Genomic DNA, 15,524 nt, shown 5'->3' with positions numbered 1-15,524 from the left:
GTCGGGACGCACGCCACCAGCCTTATGTACCAGCCGCCGGCCCCAGCCCAGGCTGTGCCCGACACGCTCACTAGCAGCCTCGATCGTCACCCCCGGGGCATACCCGTCCCAAAACACACACTGCTCAGCACGTAACGGCCGATAAACCATGACGACAACTCCTTCAGAACGAAGGTGTTGCGCTGACCCCCTGAATCCGCCGCGACATCCGATTCAACAGACGCAGATAGGCCGACCCGATCTCAACTCGATGATCGTGATGCCAGCATGCACACTGACAGCTTCCGTTCGACCGAAGGACTGAGCGTGCCCGAACGACCTGAGATCGTCTGCATCAGCGGCTCTATGCGATTCGTGGAGGAGATGCGTGCGGAGAACCGTGATCTGACCTTCGCTGGCGCCATCGTCCTGGCGCCAACTGAAGCAGGCGAGTCGATCACCGAGGAGCAGAAGACCACGCTGGACGCCCTCCATCTGCGGAAGATCGACCTGGCCGACCGGGTTCTGGTCGTCAACCCGGGTGGCTACATCGGGGATTCCACGAGCAGGGAGATCGCCTATGCCCGCGCCACCGCCAAGCCGGTCTCGTTCACGGATCCCGGCCTGCACGAGTCGCGCTAGCCACGCCCCTTGAGCCGGGAGCGGAGGACGAGCCGGGCCGCGGGGCCGAGGTCCTCGATGACCTCGACCAGCGCGCCGAGCTGCTCCACGGAGGCGAAGGCCGAGTCGGCGCCGGGGCGGTCGACGCCGTCGTACATGAGCAGACCGATGAATGCTGCGCTGATCGCGCGCGAGAGGCCGGGGGCGTCCACGACGGCCTCGACAGGGCTTCCCCTCAACGCGCGTGCGACCGCGTCCTCGATCTCGCCGTTCCACCGGGCCAGCGCATAGCGCGCCGTCTCCGCCAGCGTCTCGTCCCGCTGCGCGCCCGCCAGGAGCTGGGCCATCACCGTGATGTTGCCTGCGGCCCGCTCCCGCTCGTGGAGACCCCAGCCGAGCTCCAGCAGCTCGCTCAACGACGTCACCTCTGCGAACTCGTCCCGGTAGGACGCCGCCGCCTCGTCCGTCGCCGCCCGGCACGCCTGGTCGACGAGATCCGTGACGGTGCCGAAGTGATAGAAGACCAGCGCCTGGTTGACGTCCGCACGGGTAGCTATCGCCCGCGCCGAGAGCCCCGCGATGCCGTCCTCCTTGAGCAGGTCGGTCACCGCCAGCATCAGCTTGGCCTTGGTGGGGTTCATTCTGCAGCGGGCTCCTCGGTGACGAGCAGGTTGAAGACAATCAGCACGGAGCCGAGTATGCCTCCGCAAGCGAGGCCCAACAGCATGACCCCGGCAACAATCCCCGGCCCGGACGCCCCGGCATCGGACAGACCCGCCACGGCGCACCCGACGCCGCAGACCACGCCGAGGGCGACCGCTCCAATCACCATGTGCGGAAGTGGAATCCGTACGCCGCGCGTCACCGCCTCTCCGAACCACGCCGCCAACACACCGGACAGGGCGGCGATGACCAGCAGGGCCCCGATGTTCTCGCTTCCCGCACCCGGCTCCTCATCCGCGATAAACATCGCGAAGCCCAGCGCGAAGGTCATCCCGAACCCCACGAGGCCAGGCCAGATCCGGTCGACGGCCGGCGACGACGGGAACAGCACGGCCGGCGCAACCAGTGCCGACTCGACGAGCCCTACGACGGCGCCGACGATGCCGCCGTACCAAGCTCCAGCGAGCGTCCCGAAGATCGGCGCCAGAGCGCTCCCCACACCTCCTCCGATGACGACACCGAGCACCATCCCGAAGAACCACCATCGGCACAACGCCCAGAACACAGACCACATTCGATCAGCCACGTACGCCCTCCTTGGACTTTCTTGAGCGATTGCTCAAATTCAAGGTAGCGCATCTCTTGAGCGATCGCTCAAATAGCCATATGGTCGATCCCATGAAGATCGTCATCCCCGGTGGAACCGGCCAGGTCGGAGGCATCCTGCGGCGCGCCTGGAGCACGCGAGGACATCAGGTCGTGGTGCTCTCGCGCCACCCCGAACAGCTGGAGGAGGGCGTACGCCATCAGGTCTGGGACGGCCGGACCATCGGTCCCTGGGCGGACGAGATCGACGGCGCGGACGTGGTGGTGAACCTCGCGGGCAGAACGGTCAGCTGCCGCTACACCGACGCCAACCTGAAGCAGATGATGGACTCGCGCATCGACTCGACCAGGGTCGTCGGGGAGGCGATCGCGCAGGCGTCGGCTCCCCCGCGCACGTGGCTGCAGATGAGCACCGCGACGATCTACGCCCACCGCTTCGACGCCCCCAACGACGAGGCGACCGGCATCATCGGCGGCGACGAGACCGACACTCCCGCCTACTGGGAGTTCTCGACACGGATCGCCAAGTGCTGGGAGGCCGAGCAGGCCGCGGCAACGACACCGCACACCTGCAAGGTGGCGCTCCGCTCAGCGATGGTGATGAGCCCTGACAAGGGCGGCGTCCTCGACGTACTCCTCACCATGGCGCGGCTCGGCCTCGGTGGCCCCGTCGCCGGAGGCGACCAGTTCGTCTCGTGGATCCACGAGGCCGACTTCGTACGCGCATGCGATCTGCTCGTCGAGCGCGACGACATCTCCGGACCGGTGAACATGGCAGCACCAGCACCACTGCCCCAGCGCGACCTGATGCGCACCCTGCGGAAGGAGGCCGGGATGCCGATCGGGTTGCCCGCGACCCGCTGGATGGCTGAGATCGGGGCCTGGGCGATGCGTACGGACACCGAGCTGCTCCTCAAGAGCCGTCGGGTCGTTCCAGGGAGGCTGCTGGAGGCGGGCTTCGAGTTCGAGTACGCCGACTGGGCATCCGCCGCCCACGAGCTCGTCGGCCGGGCACGGCGGCGGGCACGGGAGACAAACCAGTCGCATCACCCAACCTGATCAGCCACGATGGAAAGGTGACCCGCGCGACCTGGCAGCCCCGCCCCGACGACGCCGAGACCCTGAGGCGGTTCTTCGGGCAGGACGGGCGGCTGCTGACGATCCCGTCGAAGCATTCAAGAAGCTGGTGGTGCTCAACCAGCTCGCGCAGTCCTTCGAGCTGGGGAAGGTCTGAGCCTGCGACCCGCGACGAAGTCGCCGGGTCGCAACGCGAAGAGATCGAGCGAGCGCGCGGGTGAGCTTGCGAACCCGCGACCGCGGGTCGAGATCTACTCAGGTCGCGTCGACTCTAGCCTCTCCGGCATGATCCCCCCATGACGATGCCGGACCAGTCGGGCCAGACAACGCCCGGACAGCCACCCGTAGGGTGGATCGACCTGACCATCCAGGGCAGCCACATGACCTCGAACATGATCGTGCCGACGGTAATGCTCAACGGCCACCAGATGCCGACGCAGTACGGCCGCAACGTCTTCCCGGTGCCGCCGGGGCACTGGACGGTCGACATGTACACCCAATGGACCTGGAGGTTCGGCAAGGCGTCGATGAGCTTCGACGTCGCCGAGGGCCACACTGTTCCGGTCTTCTACGCCGCGCCGGCCACGACGTTCCAGAAGGGCGCGATCGGGCACATCAAGCAGAAGAAGCCTGGTGTGCTCGCGTTGGTCGCCGTGCTGGTGGTCGTGGCGCTCGTGATCGCGGGGATCGTGGCGCTGACTATCTGACTTGGGGTGTGCTCTCACCCCCCCTCGCTTCTCGCGTGGCGTCGCCGCTCGTTCCTCGCGGCGGCGCCACTTACGTACTTCTCGAGTACTAGGTCTCGACCCGCTTCGCGGGTTCGCAGGCTCACCCGCTGCGCTCGCTCGACCCTCTCGCGTTTGGCCGGCGCAAGCGCCGGCCAAGGCTCGAGTGTCGGTGGTCACCGATAGCGTCAGCAGTGTGACCACCACCGAATCACGCGGCCGAAGCCGAGCCACGGGCAGCCGACGGGGCTATGCGGTCCTCGACGTCGAGACCACCGGGCTCGACCCCTACCGCGACCGGGTGATCCAGGTGGCGATCCGCCAGATCTCCGCCGACGGCACCGCCGAGTCGGAGTGGGAGAGCCTGGTCAACCCCGGCGCCGGCGTCGACCCGGGGCCGGTCGAGGTCCACGGCCTGACCAGCGCCGATCTCGCCGACGCCCCGCCCTTCCGCGACGTCGCCGCCACGATCGCCGAGCGCCTCGCCGGCCGGGTCTTCGTCGCCCACAACGCCGCGTTCGACTGGGCGTTCGTGGCTGTGGAGTCGGACCGCGCGGGTGTGCGGCTCGAGGTCCTGGAGTGGCTGTGCACGATGAGGTTCGCGAAGGCGCTCGCACTGGAGGTGGCCGACAAGTCGTTGGCGACGATCGCCGCCTACTACGCGGTCGAGCAGCTGCGTGCGCATGACGCGGGCGACGACACCCGGGTGGCCGCGGAGATCCTGTTGCACGAGCTGGCTGATGCCGACCGGGCCGGCCTCGCGCTGCCCCTGGTGGAATGCAACAGCGCGCGACACCGGCTGAAGCGGACCGTGCGTCGCTGGTTCAGCCGGGTCCGCAGCCCCGGCCGCTGAGAGACCATCCCGGCATCCGGAACATTTCTGGCAGAGAATGCAACCGGAGACCCCCGTTCGCACATCAGTAGGTCGTCGGCCCGTTCTATCGTGAAGGGCCAAGATCTGGAGCGAGGCGATGAAGATGGTCAAGCGGGAAACGATCGCAGGGGCGCTTGCCGTCCTGCTGGCAACCGCGCTCACGGCGTGCGCCACGGAGCCCGCCGCCGCCCCGGAGGCGACGGCCTCACCGGCCGCGGTCTCCTCGCCGAGCCCCTCGACTTCGCCGAGCGCAGCCCCGACTCCAACCCCGACGCCGACACCCAGCGCGAAGCCGAAGCCCAAGCCGAAGCCGTCCCCGACCTCGGGTCCGCGGCTGCTCGGCGAAGGTGACAGCGGCGACGGCGTACGCGAGCTGCAGGCGCGCCTGAAGCAGATCGGGTGGTTCAACGCGGGCGTGACCGGCTACTACGGCAACGTCACCGCCGAGGCCGTCTCCGGCTTCCAGGGCAAGCGCGGCATCGCGGTCACCGGCTTCGTGGACCAGACCACTCTCGACCGGCTCCACGCGATGACCCGCGAGCCGACCGAGGCCGAGCTGATCGACGCCCCGCCGCCGGTGCCGACCGGCAAGCTCGATCCGCGCTGCCTGACCGGCCGGGTGATGTGCATCGACAAATCCACCTCGATGCTGCGCTGGGTCGTCGGCGGCACCGTGCAGCTGAGCGTCGAGGTGCGGTTCGGCTCCCAGGAGCTGCCGACGCGCGAGGGCCGGTTCTCGGTCTTCGCCAAGAGCCGCGACCACGTCTCCTCCATCTACAAGACGCCGATGCCGTTCGCGATGTTCTTCTCCGGGGGCCAGGCGGTCCACTACTCCCCCGACTTCGCCGCCAACGGCTACAACGGCGCCTCTCACGGCTGCGTGAACGTGCGCGACCACGGCGCCATCACCTCGCTCTACAACCAGGTCGGCATCGGCGACGGGGTCGTCATCTACTGGTCCTGAACCCGTCCTGAGCCGGTCCTGAGCACAGCCGAAGCACAGCCGAGGCGCCGTGCTGTCCGGTCCTCGGCGACGATTCCAGACACGTACGCCGACGGCCTACCCTTGAGCCATGAAGGCGCTGCTCCTGGAGAACATCCATCCCGTCGCTGTCGAGAACCTCGAGAGGGCCGGTTTCGAGGTCGAGCTGCGCAGCAAGTCGCTGTCCGAGGACGAGCTGGTGGCCGCCCTCCCGGGCGTGACGCTGCTCGGCATCCGGTCCAACACCCACATCACCCCGCGAGTGCTGGACGCGGCCACCGACCTCAAGGCGATCGGCTGCTTCTGCATCGGCACCAACCAGGTCGACCTGGGCGCTGCCGGCGAACGGGGTGTGGCCGTCTTCAACGCCCCCTACTCCAACACCCGCTCGGTCGTCGAGCTGGTCATCGGCTACATCATCTCCCTGGCGCGCCGGCTGCCGGAGAAGACCGAGAAGATGCACGCCGGCGTCTGGGACAAGTCCGCGAAGGGCTCCCACGAGGTACGCGGCCGCACGCTCGGCATCATCGGCTACGGCAACATCGGCACCCAGCTGTCCAACGTCGCCGAGGCGCTGGGGATGTACGTCATCTTCTACGACATCGCCGACCGGCTGGCCCACGGCAACGCGCGCCGGATGAAGTCGCTCGACGCGCTCCTGGAGAAGGCCGACGTCGTCTCGATCCACATCGACGGACGCCCCGGCAACCTGGGCATGTTCGGCGAGGAGCAGTTCGCGAAGATGAAGCCGCGCTCGCTGTTCATCAACGCCGCGCGCGGCTTCCTCGTGGACAACGACGCGCTGCGCAAGCACATCGAGTCCGGCCACATCGCCGGCGCCGCGCTCGACGTCTTCCCGATCGAGCCCAAGGCCCAGGGCGACGCCTTCGAGAGCCCGCTGCAGGGCCTCGACAACGTCATCCTGACTCCGCACGTCGGCGGCTCCACGCAGGAGGCCCAGGAGGAGATCGGCTGGTTCGTCTCCGGCAAGCTGGGCGACTTCATCCGCTCCGGTTCGACCGCGCTGAGCGTGAACCTTCCCGCAGTCCAGCCGCCGCCGCTGGGTGCGGGCGCGCGCCTCGCCCTGCTGCACGACAGCGTCCCGGGCGTGCTCGCCGAGCTCAACAACCTGCTCGCCGCCGAGGGCGTCAACGTGACCGGCCAGTACCTCGCCACCGCCGGCGAGACCGGCTTCGTGATCACCGACGTGACCGACGTACCTCCGACGACGCTGGAGAAGATCGCGGGCAACCCACACACCCGGTGGGTGCGCGCCTACCCGGCCTGACGCTAGCGTTCTGGCTCATGGAGCTCCCTCAACATTGGCCGCTGCCCGAAGCGACCGAACTTCTCGGTGAGATTCTGGCAGCGTACGACGAGCCGACCCGCCGCTATCACGACCGTCGGCACCTCGCCGAGGTGCTGGACCGGATCGAGGAGCTGCGGGAGGAGGGTGAGCGCTTCGACCCGCTGACCGTCACCCTGGCGGCGTTCTTCCACGACTCCGTCTACGACGGGGAGCGCGATGCAGAGGAGCGCTCGGCCACCTGGGCCGAGGACGCTCTGGGCGCCTACCTGGGCGCGGACGCGGTCGCCGAGGTCGCCCGCCTGGTGCGGCTGACCGAGACCCACGACCCTGCCCCCGACGACCACAGCGGTCGGGTGCTCTCCGACGCCGACCTGGCGATCCTGGCGGCCCCGGCGGAGCGGTATGCCGAGTACGCCGCGACCGTTCGCGAGGAGTACCAGCACCTCTCCGACGAGGAGTTCCGCGCCGGCCGCGCCCAGGTCCTGGAGCGGCTCCTCGAGAAGGAGTCGCTCTTCTCCACGTCCTTCGCCAGGATCACCTGGGAGGCCGCCGCTCGGGCCAACCTCGCGGGCGAGATGGAGACACTCACCACATAACTGTCGCCTGATCAATAACAATTGGCGGCAGATGCCATCTCGGTGACAGAATTCGTCGGTGAGCGAGCGTCAGCGAGGGAGCCAATGACCGTCACGCCGCCGCGCCCGTACTCTGGCGCGGGCGCTACGGGGGTGGCGGCGTGAGCTTCCAGACCTACGCCGATCTGTGGCGGATTCCCGACGTTCGCCGCATCCTCGTGCTCGGTCTGTTCCTCCGGATCCCGATGCCCGCGTCCGCGGTGATCGTGACCCTCCACGTGGTCGGCCCCCTGGACCGCTCCTACGCCCAGGCCGGGCTGGTCTCGACAGCCCTCGCGATCGCGATGGCGATCTCCGCACCCTGGCTCGGCCGGCTCCTCGACCGCCTCGGCCTGCGACGTACGCTCCTGCTGCCGTTGGCCGTCCTGCCGATCGCCTGGTCGATCGCCCCTTGGGTCGGCTACCTTCCGCTGCTCGCGCTGGTTGCGGTCGCCGGTCTCTTCACCGTCCCGTCCTTCTCGATCGTGCGTCAGGTGATGCTCCGCTCGGTCGGCCCCGGGAAGCGCACCGCGGCGCTCAGCGCCGACGCGATCATGACCGAGCTCGGCTTCATGGTCGGCCCGGTCCTCGGCGTCCTCGGCGCGAGCTACTTCGGCACGGCATGGGCGTTGCTGATGATCCAGTGGCTCGGCATCGTGGCCGCCGTGGTGCTCTGGCTGCTCAACCCGAGCATCACCGAGGGCGGCCCCGCCATCCCGAGCGACGCGGTCCCGAGCGACACCGGCTCCCCGGCTCGCCGCTTCAGGCCGCCGTCGTGGCTGAGCCCGGGCGTCGCGCTGCTCCTCGCCGGCACCTTCACCGCCTCGCTCATCCTCATCGCCGAGGACCTCGGCACCGTGGCCGCGATGCGCGACTTCGACCGGACGCCCCTGCTCGGTCTGGTGATGGCGATCTGGGCGCTCGGCTCGCTGCTCGGCGCGCTCATCTACGGCGCCCTCAACAGCCACCCCCCGACATCGGTGATGCTCGTCCTGCTGGGCGCGACGACGCTGCTCACCGCGTTCGCCTGGGACCCGATCTCCTTCACCGCCCTACTCCTGCTCAGCGGCTTCTTCTGCGCACCGACCCTGACCGCGGCGCTCGAGGCGATCACCCGCCACGTCCCCTCGTCCGTACGCGGCGAGGTCATGGGCTGGCACGGCTCGGCCATCACTCTCGGCAGTGCCGTCGGCGCCCCCGCCGCCGGGTTCGCCATCGACCTGATCGGCTGGCCGGGCGGCTTCGTCCTCGGCGGCGGTCTCGGCCTGCTGATCGCGGCCGCCATCTGGCTCACCACGCGCCGGATGTCCGACCCCGCCCAGGCGTCGCTCCCGCCGGGCGAGAAGTCACCCGCGCCGGCCGAGTAGTCACAGCGAAGCCGTCTCGGCCGACCGTAGTGACGTCTCGGCCGACCGTAGTGACGTCTCGGCTAGCGCGGTCGGCGCGGCTTGCGGCGGCGCAGGCCGGCGGCGAGGAGCGCGGCGACCAGGTCCCGAGAGGTGACCGCGACGGCGCCGGCGGCGACCAGGTCGTCGTAGGCCTCGGCCGGGACGTCGTAGTGGTCCCGATCGAAGCCGCGGGCAGGGATGCCCAGCCGGCTCGCGAAGGCGTGCAGCTCCTCATAGGAGGTGTCGCTGGCCAGGTGCGACCACATCCGGCCGCGACTGGGGACGTTCGGCGGGTCGATGAGGATCACAAGGAGGATTGTCCGCGATCGGCCACGATCGCGCATGGCTCCTTGACCGGTGGGCAAGAATGGTCAGTGATGAACACGACAGTGCTGTTCGAGGCTCGGGCGAGGGTGCTCCACGACCTCGATGCCCGCGGGCTCGCCGGCGCAGCCGCCGTCTCCGCCCTGGAGGACGCGATGACCGAGCGCGGCTGGTGGGTGGAGCAGTGGCCGGAGGGCAAGGCGTACGTCGCCGGCCTGGTCGCCCAGGACGTGCAGGACCTGCTCTTCGACGGCGCGGTCTCCGAGCGCTGGCCGATGTGCACCACCTGCCCGCCCGAGTCGCCAGCACACTCACTGCACATCACACCCGACCTGGGTGGCCCGGACCCGATCTGGGTCTGCGAGGAGAGCGGCGACGTCGTCGCCCCGCTCGGTGACCTCTGAGCCCGAGCCTTCAGCTTCAGGACGGACCGAGCTGCAGGTGCAGCGCGTAGCGGTCTGCTCGGTAGACCGAGCGGCAGACCTCGACGTAGCGCTCCCCCGAGACAGATTTCCGCTGCCTGCGCAGCACGGGCACGCCGACCGAGAGTCCGAGCAGCGTGGCCTCCTCGATGTTGGCCACATCGGCGCGGAACGTGTCGTCGGCCCACGACGGCCGCAGCTGGCGGCTGGCCAGCGCGGCGTAGAGGCTGGGCGGAGTGGGGCGTTCGAGCAGATCGGGCACGATCGACTCGTCGAGGTAGACGTCCTCGATGCAGATCGGCACCCCGTCGCCGCGACGCAGCCGGCGCCAGTGGACGACGGCCGCCCCCTCCTCGAGAGCCAGCGCGCGAGCGATCGTGGGCCCGGCCTTCTCCCGGCCGAGCAGGAGCGTCTCAGAGGATGCCTGCATCCCTCGGCGAGCCATCTCCTCGCTGAACCCGAGCACCGAGCTGGCCGCCCTCGGCGGACGCGCCACGAAGGTCCCCCGACCCGGGATCCGGACCAGCAGACCGTCAGCGACGAGCGCTTCGAGCGCCTGTCGCACGGTGGCCCGGGCGACACTGAACTTCTGGACCAGCTCACGCTCGGAGGGAGCCGAAGCCCCCGGGCTCTCGCCGACGATCAGCTCCCGGACGTACTCCCTGATCTGGACGTGCTTGAGGGAACGCTCACCCTCGACCGACCGGACCATGAGGCGAGCGTAGGTGTACACCTCGCGTACGTCCCGAGTTTTGTCAAGTTGTGACATTGCATCGAGATGAGGCATCTCAACTGCAACGAAACATCGATGTCCGTTCTTCACTAGAACACATGTTTGATAACGAGGTATGCTGCGAGGGTGGACTTCCAGGGAACCCTCTTCGCCCCCACAGACGACGAGACCGCCGAGACGAGCTATGAGCGGATCCAGCTGGGCCGCGGGGCCTGGGTGGACATCGCCCGCGGTTGGCTGCCCGATCCCGACGACGTCTTCTCGGCTCTGGTCAACGACGTCCCGTGGCGCGAGGAGCGCCGCCAGATGTACGACCGCGTCGTCGACGTGCCTCGGCTCCTGCACACCTACCTGCAGGGCGATCCTCTCCCCCACCCACGTCTGGCCGAGGCGCGTGGCCGCCTCACCGCCCACTACCTGCCTGAGCTCGGCGAGCCGTTCGTGAGCGCGGGCTGCTGCTACTACCGCGACGGCCATGACTCGGTCGCCTGGCACGGCGACAAGATCGGTCGGGGCCGCACCAACGACACGATGGTCGCGATCGTCTCCGTCGGCGACCCACGCCGGCTGGCGCTGCGACCCACCGGTGGCGGCAAGGGCATGAGCATTCAGATGGGCCACGGCGACCTCGTCGTCATGGGCGGCTCCTGCCAGCGCACCTGGGAGCACGCCATCCCCAAGGTCTCCTCCGCCGGCCCCCGGATCTCGGTCCAGTTCCGCCCCCGCAACGTGTTCTGAGGGGTCGCGCGTCCTCTGAGGCGGGGTCCCAGATGCGTTCCGTACGCTGGTAGGAAAGGATGGGACTGACAGCCGACGCCTCTGGAGCCGCCTTGACCACCACCGCACCGCCCCTCGCCCCGCCGTCCGCGGAGGAGATCGCCAGGGCGAAGGAGATCGTCGGGCGGATCAGCACCGCCTTCAGCAGTCGCGTGGTCGGCCAGGAGCGGCTCAGGACAGCGCTGTTGATCGCGCTCCTCTCCGAGGGTCACGTCCTGCTCGAGAGCGTCCCCGGGCTGGCCAAGACGCTGGCCGCGGCGACGCTGTCGCAGACGGTCGAGGCGAAGTTCTCCAGGATCCAGTGCACTCCCGACCTGCTGCCGAGCGACATCATCGGCACCCAGGTCTACGACCAGCGCAACCACGAGTTCGAGACCCAGCTCGGTCCGGTGCACGCCAACTTCGTGCTGCTCGACGAGATCAACCGCTCCTCCGCCAAGACCCAGAGCGCGATGCTCGAGGCGATGCAGGAGCGCCAGACCAGCATCGCGGGCCACATCCACCCGCTGCCGCGCCCGTTCATGGTGCTCGCCACGCAGAACCCGATCGAGGAGGAGGGCACCTACGTCCTCCCCCACGCCCAGATGGACAGGTTCCTGCTCAAGGAGATCGTCAACTACCCCAGCGACGGCGAGGAGCTCGTCGTCCTGGAGCGCATCGAGGCCGGCACGCTCGGGCCCGACCACGAGGTGACCCGCCCGGTCGCCGACCCCGACGACGTGATCTGGCTCCAGGAGCTGGCCAAGCGCGTCTACGTCGACCCCGCGATCAAGCGCTACATCGTCGCCCTCGTCCAGGCCACCCGCAACGCCTCCCAGCTCCTCGGGCCGGCGACCGGTTCCTACGTCGAGATCGGGGCGTCCCCGCGTGCCTCGATCGCGTTCCTGCAGGCGTCGCGCGCGGCGGCGCTGCTGCTCGGCCGCTCCTACGTCACCCCCGAGGACGTGCGCGAGCTGCGCCACAGCATCCTGCGCCACCGGCTCCACCTCAGCTTCGAGGCGCTGGCAGAGAAGGTCCAGCCCGAGATGCTGGTCGACGCGCTGGTCCGCGCTGTCCCGAGCCCCTGAGTGGCGCCAGGAGATCAGGCACAGAATGGCGACGTACCTTCCCCGGATCCGCACGCGGCTGATGATCCACGCCCACCGCAAGGTGGTGGGCCTGCTGGACGGGGAGTACGCCAGCATCCAGACCGGGCGCAGCATGGACTTCCACGACCTGCGGGAGTACGTCCCCGGTGACGACGTGAAGGACATCGACTGGAAGGCGACGGCCCGTTCGCGAAGCCTGCTGGTCAAGCGGTTCACCGCGGAGCGCCAGCATCTGGTGCTGCTGGCGATCTCCACGGGCCGGAGCATGGCGGCCCAGGCGACCAGCACCACGACCAAGCGCGACATCGCCGTCTTCACCGCCGGCCTGGTCGGCTGGCTGGGCGTACGCCACGGCGACAAGGTCGCGGTCGCCTACGGCGACTCGGCGACCCAGAAGCTCACCAAGCCCGCCGACACCGAGGTCGCGCTCGAGCGGGCGCTGGGGCTGGCCCACGATGCGATCAGTCCTGATGCCGCCGAGGCGGACATCGTCGCGGTCCTGCGCCACATCGCCACCAACGTACGCCGCCGCGCGATCCTGCTCGTGGTCACCGACGAGCACTCGGTCAGTGACGAGATGGCTGCGATCCTGCGCCGCCTCACCGTCCAGCACGAGGTCCTGGTCGCCGGCATCGACGACCTCGACCCCACCACCGCTGTGGCGGGTGGCGCGCCGACGGTCGACATCGACACCACCTCCGCCCTGCCGGGCTGGCTCACCGGTGACGCGGCCCTCCAGGCTCAGTACGCCGAGCTGGCCGCCGCCGAGGAGCACGGCCTGCGCGGCACCCTGGACCGCCTGGGCATCGCCTACCAGCGAGTCCATGACGATGCGACCGCCATCGGCGCTGTCTTCCATCTCCTGGAGAGGCACCGGCATGCGCGGCGGTAGCGTCCCGGAGGAGTTCCAGCAGCCCATCGCCCACTCGGGCTGGTGGCTGGTGCTCGCGCTCGCGCTGCTCGCCGCGGTGGCCCTCTACTACCTCGCGGTCGTCCTGCTGACCCGCGAGCGTCCGCCGGTGGTCGAGGTCGAGACGCCCTGGGTCCCCGAGCCTCGTGACCTGCGCGCCGAGCACCTGGCCGAGATCGACCGGATCGAGCGGGCCGTGCACCGCGGCGACGTCCCGGCTCGGGTCGGCCACCAGCACCTGAGCCGCACGGTGCGCGACTACGTCGCCGAGGTCAGCCAGATCCCGGCTGACAAGATGGTCCTCGCAGACCTGAAGGCGACCGTACGCAGCGACCCCCGCACCCGCCCCCTCGCGATGGCGGTCGAGGTGATGTACCCGCCCGCCTTCGCCTCCGAGGAGGAGGGCCAGGCGGCCGAGCGTCTCCCCGAGGCGCTGGACCGGGCCCGTCAGGTGGTGACGACATGGACCTGAAGTGGCCCGTCCTCGGCTTGATCGTGCTGGTCATCACGGTCGTCGCGGCCGCGGCGATCGTCGTCCTCGCCGCCCGGGTGCACCGCCGCCCCACCGACGCGGTGTTCGTCGCCCACACCGCGCGGCTCAAACGTCTCCCCCGGTTCCGCGAGCTCGCGGCCCAGCAGCGCTGGCTGTCCTGGTGGCAGACCGCCGCGATCGTGCTCGCCGTCGTCGGGTGCATCTGGCTGATCGCCCGTCCGCAGACCACCGACATCACCCAGAACCGCTACTCCACCCGCGACATCGTGCTCTGTCTGGACGCCTCGACCTCGATGTTCGACGAGGACACCCAGGTCACCCAGGCCTACTCCGAACTCGTCTCCGGCCTCAACGGCGAGCGGGTCAGCCTGGTCCTGTGGAGCGACGCCGCGGTCACGGTCTTCCCGCTCACCGACGACTACGGCTGGGTGCAGGACGAGCTGGCCCGGGCCGGCCGGGCCTTCGCCCTCGGCGACCAGGAGTACGTCGCCGGCACCTACCTCGGGAAAGAGCGGGCGAGCCTGATCAGCGACGGGATCGTCTCCTGCGTCAAGCGCTTCGACCTGACCAACTCCGAGCGCGGCCGGGCGGTCATCGTCGCCTCCGACAACGACCCGCAGGGCGGCCCGCCGGTCTACTCGCTGCCCGAGGCCACCGAGTTCGCCAAGGAACGCGACGTCCGGCTCTACGGCATCGGCTCAGCCGACCTCAGCTTCCAGGAGGACAAGCGGGCCACCTTCGACAAGGCGATGACCGAAACCGGTGGCACCTTCTCGCTGCTCGGTGACAGCAACTCCATCGACTCGATCCTGGCCGGCATCGACAGGCTCTCCGAGGACGAGGTCGTCGAGCCGCCGAAGTATCAGATCCGCGACGCTCCCGGCTGGCCGATCGTTCTTATCGTCGTGGGCGTTCTCATGCTGGCTGCTGGGTGGGTATACGCCCTGGTCCGTTCGGGACGGCTGAACCCGGGATCCCGGCCCACGCCTCAGGCTGGCCCGCAGCAGATTCGGCCACCGAGCGAGGTGGGTCGATGAGTAGCAGGGGCTTGCAGATCCTCACCCTCGTACGCCGCGTGCTGATCGTCCTGCTCACCGTCGTCGTCCTGGTGCGACCGAGCTGGGGCGCCGCACCGGCGGAGATGCGTACGGCCGATCTCGACGTCATCGTCGTGGTCGACCGGACGCGGTCGATGGTCGCCGAGGACGGCCCCGGCGGGGAGACCCGGATGACGCAGCTCAAGAAGGACCTCCAGGCGCTCTCGGCGGCGCTGCCATCGGTGCGCTTCGGAGCGATCACCTTCGGGGGCGAGGTCGTGCGCACCGAGATGCCGTTCACCTATGACACCACCGCCTTCGACGCCTGGGTCGACGGGCTCTACGCAGAGCGCGCCTTCGACGGGTCCGGGTCGATGGTGGATGCTCCGCTCGACGAGCTCGTCGAGACGCTGGAGCGCGATCAGGAGCGCTTCCCCGAGCGGCGCCGGATCGTGGTGTTCGCCTCAGACGGCGAGAACACCCGCACGGGCGTGGAGCAGCAGTCGTTCAGCGAGGTCGACGACCTCTCCGCCGGCGGCATGGTGCTCGGCTACGGCACCGAGGAGGGCGGCCGGATGCCCTGGGACGACGAGCGCCCTCAGGACGGCTATCTCAAGGACGGCGAGGGCCAGGACGCCCGCTCCCGGATCGATCTGGCGAACCTGCGTGAGATCGCAGGTCAGATGGGTCTTCAGACGCTTCACCGGACGACGAAGGAGACCGCGGAGATCGCCACCGAGGCCTCCACCTGGGATTCCGAGATGCTCACCGAGAAGACCTCCGCCGGCGGCGAGGTCTCGCGGGCCTGGATCTTCGGCTTCCCTCTGCTGGCACTGCTGCTGTGGGAGCTGTGGGGCCACCGTCGTCGCGGACACGAGGCCGAGGAGGTGCTGTCGTGAGCG

Annotated in this window: 19 protein-coding genes; 15 read left to right on the top strand and 4 right to left on the bottom strand. The window is 69.2% G+C overall.

The features are described from left to right. Nucleotides 1–306 precede the first annotated feature (306 nt). Complete coding sequence (locus tag ABZZ22_RS12840) at nucleotides 307–621, top strand: hypothetical protein (RefSeq protein WP_354931618.1); 315 nt, start codon at nucleotides 307–309, stop codon at nucleotides 619–621. Here the strand turns inward: ABZZ22_RS12840 and ABZZ22_RS12835 are convergent. Together ABZZ22_RS12835 and ABZZ22_RS12830 are read right to left on the bottom strand one after the other, a co-directional pair. Next, nucleotides 618–1,241 (bottom strand): TetR family transcriptional regulator, encoded by a 624-nt coding sequence (locus tag ABZZ22_RS12835; RefSeq protein ID WP_354931615.1) that lies wholly within the window; start codon nucleotides 1,239–1,241, stop codon nucleotides 618–620. The two genes, ABZZ22_RS12840 and ABZZ22_RS12835, sit on opposite strands and share 4 nt — an antisense overlap. Beyond that, entirely contained in the window at nucleotides 1,238–1,792 is a 555-nt protein-coding gene (locus ABZZ22_RS12830) for a hypothetical protein (protein WP_354931612.1), read from the bottom strand. The genes ABZZ22_RS12835 and ABZZ22_RS12830 overlap by 4 nt, the downstream gene beginning before the upstream one ends. Nucleotides 1,793–1,941: 149 nt before the next feature. On the opposite strand from ABZZ22_RS12830, the gene ABZZ22_RS12825 reads away from it, so the two are divergent. The 7 genes from ABZZ22_RS12825 to ABZZ22_RS12795 all read left to right on the top strand — a co-directional run bounded on the left by ABZZ22_RS12825 (nucleotide 1,942) and on the right by ABZZ22_RS12795 (nucleotide 8,817). After that, on the top strand, nucleotides 1,942–2,928 hold the full coding sequence (locus ABZZ22_RS12825) for a TIGR01777 family oxidoreductase (RefSeq protein WP_354931609.1): 987 nt from the start codon (nucleotides 1,942–1,944) through the stop codon (nucleotides 2,926–2,928). Nucleotides 2,929–3,242: 314 nt separating this feature from the next. Next, nucleotides 3,243–3,653, top strand: coding sequence for a hypothetical protein (locus ABZZ22_RS12820; protein WP_354931606.1), 411 nt, complete (start codon nucleotides 3,243–3,245; stop codon nucleotides 3,651–3,653). A gap of 214 nt (nucleotides 3,654–3,867) precedes the next feature. Then, nucleotides 3,868–4,524, top strand: a complete 657-nt coding sequence (locus tag ABZZ22_RS12815; protein ID WP_354931603.1) for an exonuclease domain-containing protein — start codon at nucleotides 3,868–3,870, stop codon at nucleotides 4,522–4,524. Nucleotides 4,525–4,648: 124 nt separating this feature from the next. After that, the gene (locus tag ABZZ22_RS12810) at nucleotides 4,649–5,509 is read left to right on the top strand and encodes a L,D-transpeptidase family protein (protein ID WP_354931600.1); all 861 of its coding nucleotides are present in this window, start codon (nucleotides 4,649–4,651) and stop codon (nucleotides 5,507–5,509) included. Between the two features lie 109 nt (nucleotides 5,510–5,618). Continuing rightward, a complete protein-coding gene (gene serA, locus ABZZ22_RS12805; RefSeq protein WP_354931597.1) occupies nucleotides 5,619–6,815 on the top strand; it encodes a phosphoglycerate dehydrogenase in 1,197 nt (398 codons plus the stop codon). 17 nt (nucleotides 6,816–6,832) lie between these two features. Then, a complete protein-coding gene (locus ABZZ22_RS12800; RefSeq protein WP_354931594.1) occupies nucleotides 6,833–7,432 on the top strand; it encodes a hypothetical protein in 600 nt (199 codons plus the stop codon). A 140-nt stretch (nucleotides 7,433–7,572) separates the two neighbouring features. Beyond that, a complete protein-coding gene (locus ABZZ22_RS12795; RefSeq protein ID WP_354931591.1) occupies nucleotides 7,573–8,817 on the top strand; it encodes an MFS transporter in 1,245 nt (414 codons plus the stop codon). Between the two features lie 62 nt (nucleotides 8,818–8,879). Here ABZZ22_RS12795 and ABZZ22_RS12790 read toward each other — a convergent pair whose 3' ends face one another. After that, complete coding sequence (locus ABZZ22_RS12790) at nucleotides 8,880–9,146, bottom strand: DUF4031 domain-containing protein (RefSeq protein WP_354931588.1); 267 nt, start codon at nucleotides 9,144–9,146, stop codon at nucleotides 8,880–8,882. A gap of 69 nt (nucleotides 9,147–9,215) precedes the next feature. On the opposite strand from ABZZ22_RS12790, the gene ABZZ22_RS12785 reads away from it, so the two are divergent. Then, complete coding sequence (locus ABZZ22_RS12785; protein ID WP_354931585.1) at nucleotides 9,216–9,566, top strand: hypothetical protein; 351 nt, start codon at nucleotides 9,216–9,218, stop codon at nucleotides 9,564–9,566. 16 nt (nucleotides 9,567–9,582) lie between these two features. Here ABZZ22_RS12785 and ABZZ22_RS12780 read toward each other — a convergent pair whose 3' ends face one another. Further along, nucleotides 9,583–10,296, bottom strand: a complete 714-nt coding sequence (locus ABZZ22_RS12780) for a GntR family transcriptional regulator (protein ID WP_354931582.1) — start codon at nucleotides 10,294–10,296, stop codon at nucleotides 9,583–9,585. Between the two features lie 147 nt (nucleotides 10,297–10,443). On the opposite strand from ABZZ22_RS12780, the gene ABZZ22_RS12775 reads away from it, so the two are divergent. From ABZZ22_RS12775 to ABZZ22_RS12750, 6 genes are all read left to right on the top strand, one after another. Further along, nucleotides 10,444–11,055 carry an alpha-ketoglutarate-dependent dioxygenase AlkB gene (locus ABZZ22_RS12775; RefSeq protein WP_292646594.1) on the top strand — a complete coding sequence of 204 codons (612 nt, stop codon included), beginning with the start codon at nucleotides 10,444–10,446 and terminating at the stop codon, nucleotides 11,053–11,055. Nucleotides 11,056–11,147: 92 nt separating this feature from the next. Further along, entirely contained in the window at nucleotides 11,148–12,161 is a 1,014-nt protein-coding gene (locus ABZZ22_RS12770; protein ID WP_354931579.1) for a MoxR family ATPase, read from the top strand. A gap of 25 nt (nucleotides 12,162–12,186) precedes the next feature. Then, entirely contained in the window at nucleotides 12,187–13,074 is an 888-nt protein-coding gene (locus ABZZ22_RS12765; protein ID WP_354931576.1) for a DUF58 domain-containing protein, read from the top strand. Then, complete coding sequence (locus ABZZ22_RS12760) at nucleotides 13,061–13,564, top strand: hypothetical protein (protein WP_354931573.1); 504 nt, start codon at nucleotides 13,061–13,063, stop codon at nucleotides 13,562–13,564. The genes ABZZ22_RS12765 and ABZZ22_RS12760 overlap by 14 nt, the downstream gene beginning before the upstream one ends. Beyond that, the gene (locus ABZZ22_RS12755; RefSeq protein WP_354931570.1) at nucleotides 13,555–14,622 is read left to right on the top strand and encodes a VWA domain-containing protein; all 1,068 of its coding nucleotides are present in this window, start codon (nucleotides 13,555–13,557) and stop codon (nucleotides 14,620–14,622) included. Before ABZZ22_RS12760 ends, ABZZ22_RS12755 begins: the two co-directional genes overlap by 10 nt. Beyond that, nucleotides 14,619–15,521, top strand: coding sequence for a VWA domain-containing protein (locus ABZZ22_RS12750; protein WP_354931567.1), 903 nt, complete (start codon nucleotides 14,619–14,621; stop codon nucleotides 15,519–15,521). Before ABZZ22_RS12755 ends, ABZZ22_RS12750 begins: the two co-directional genes overlap by 4 nt. Nucleotides 15,522–15,524 lie beyond the last annotated feature (3 nt).

The organism is Nocardioides sp. NPDC006273, from assembly GCF_040613495.1.
Classification (GTDB): Bacteria; Actinomycetota; Actinomycetes; order Propionibacteriales; family Nocardioidaceae; genus Nocardioides.
The sequence above is the reverse complement of the archived record's forward strand: the minus strand, read 5'-3'. Positions and strand labels throughout refer to the sequence as shown.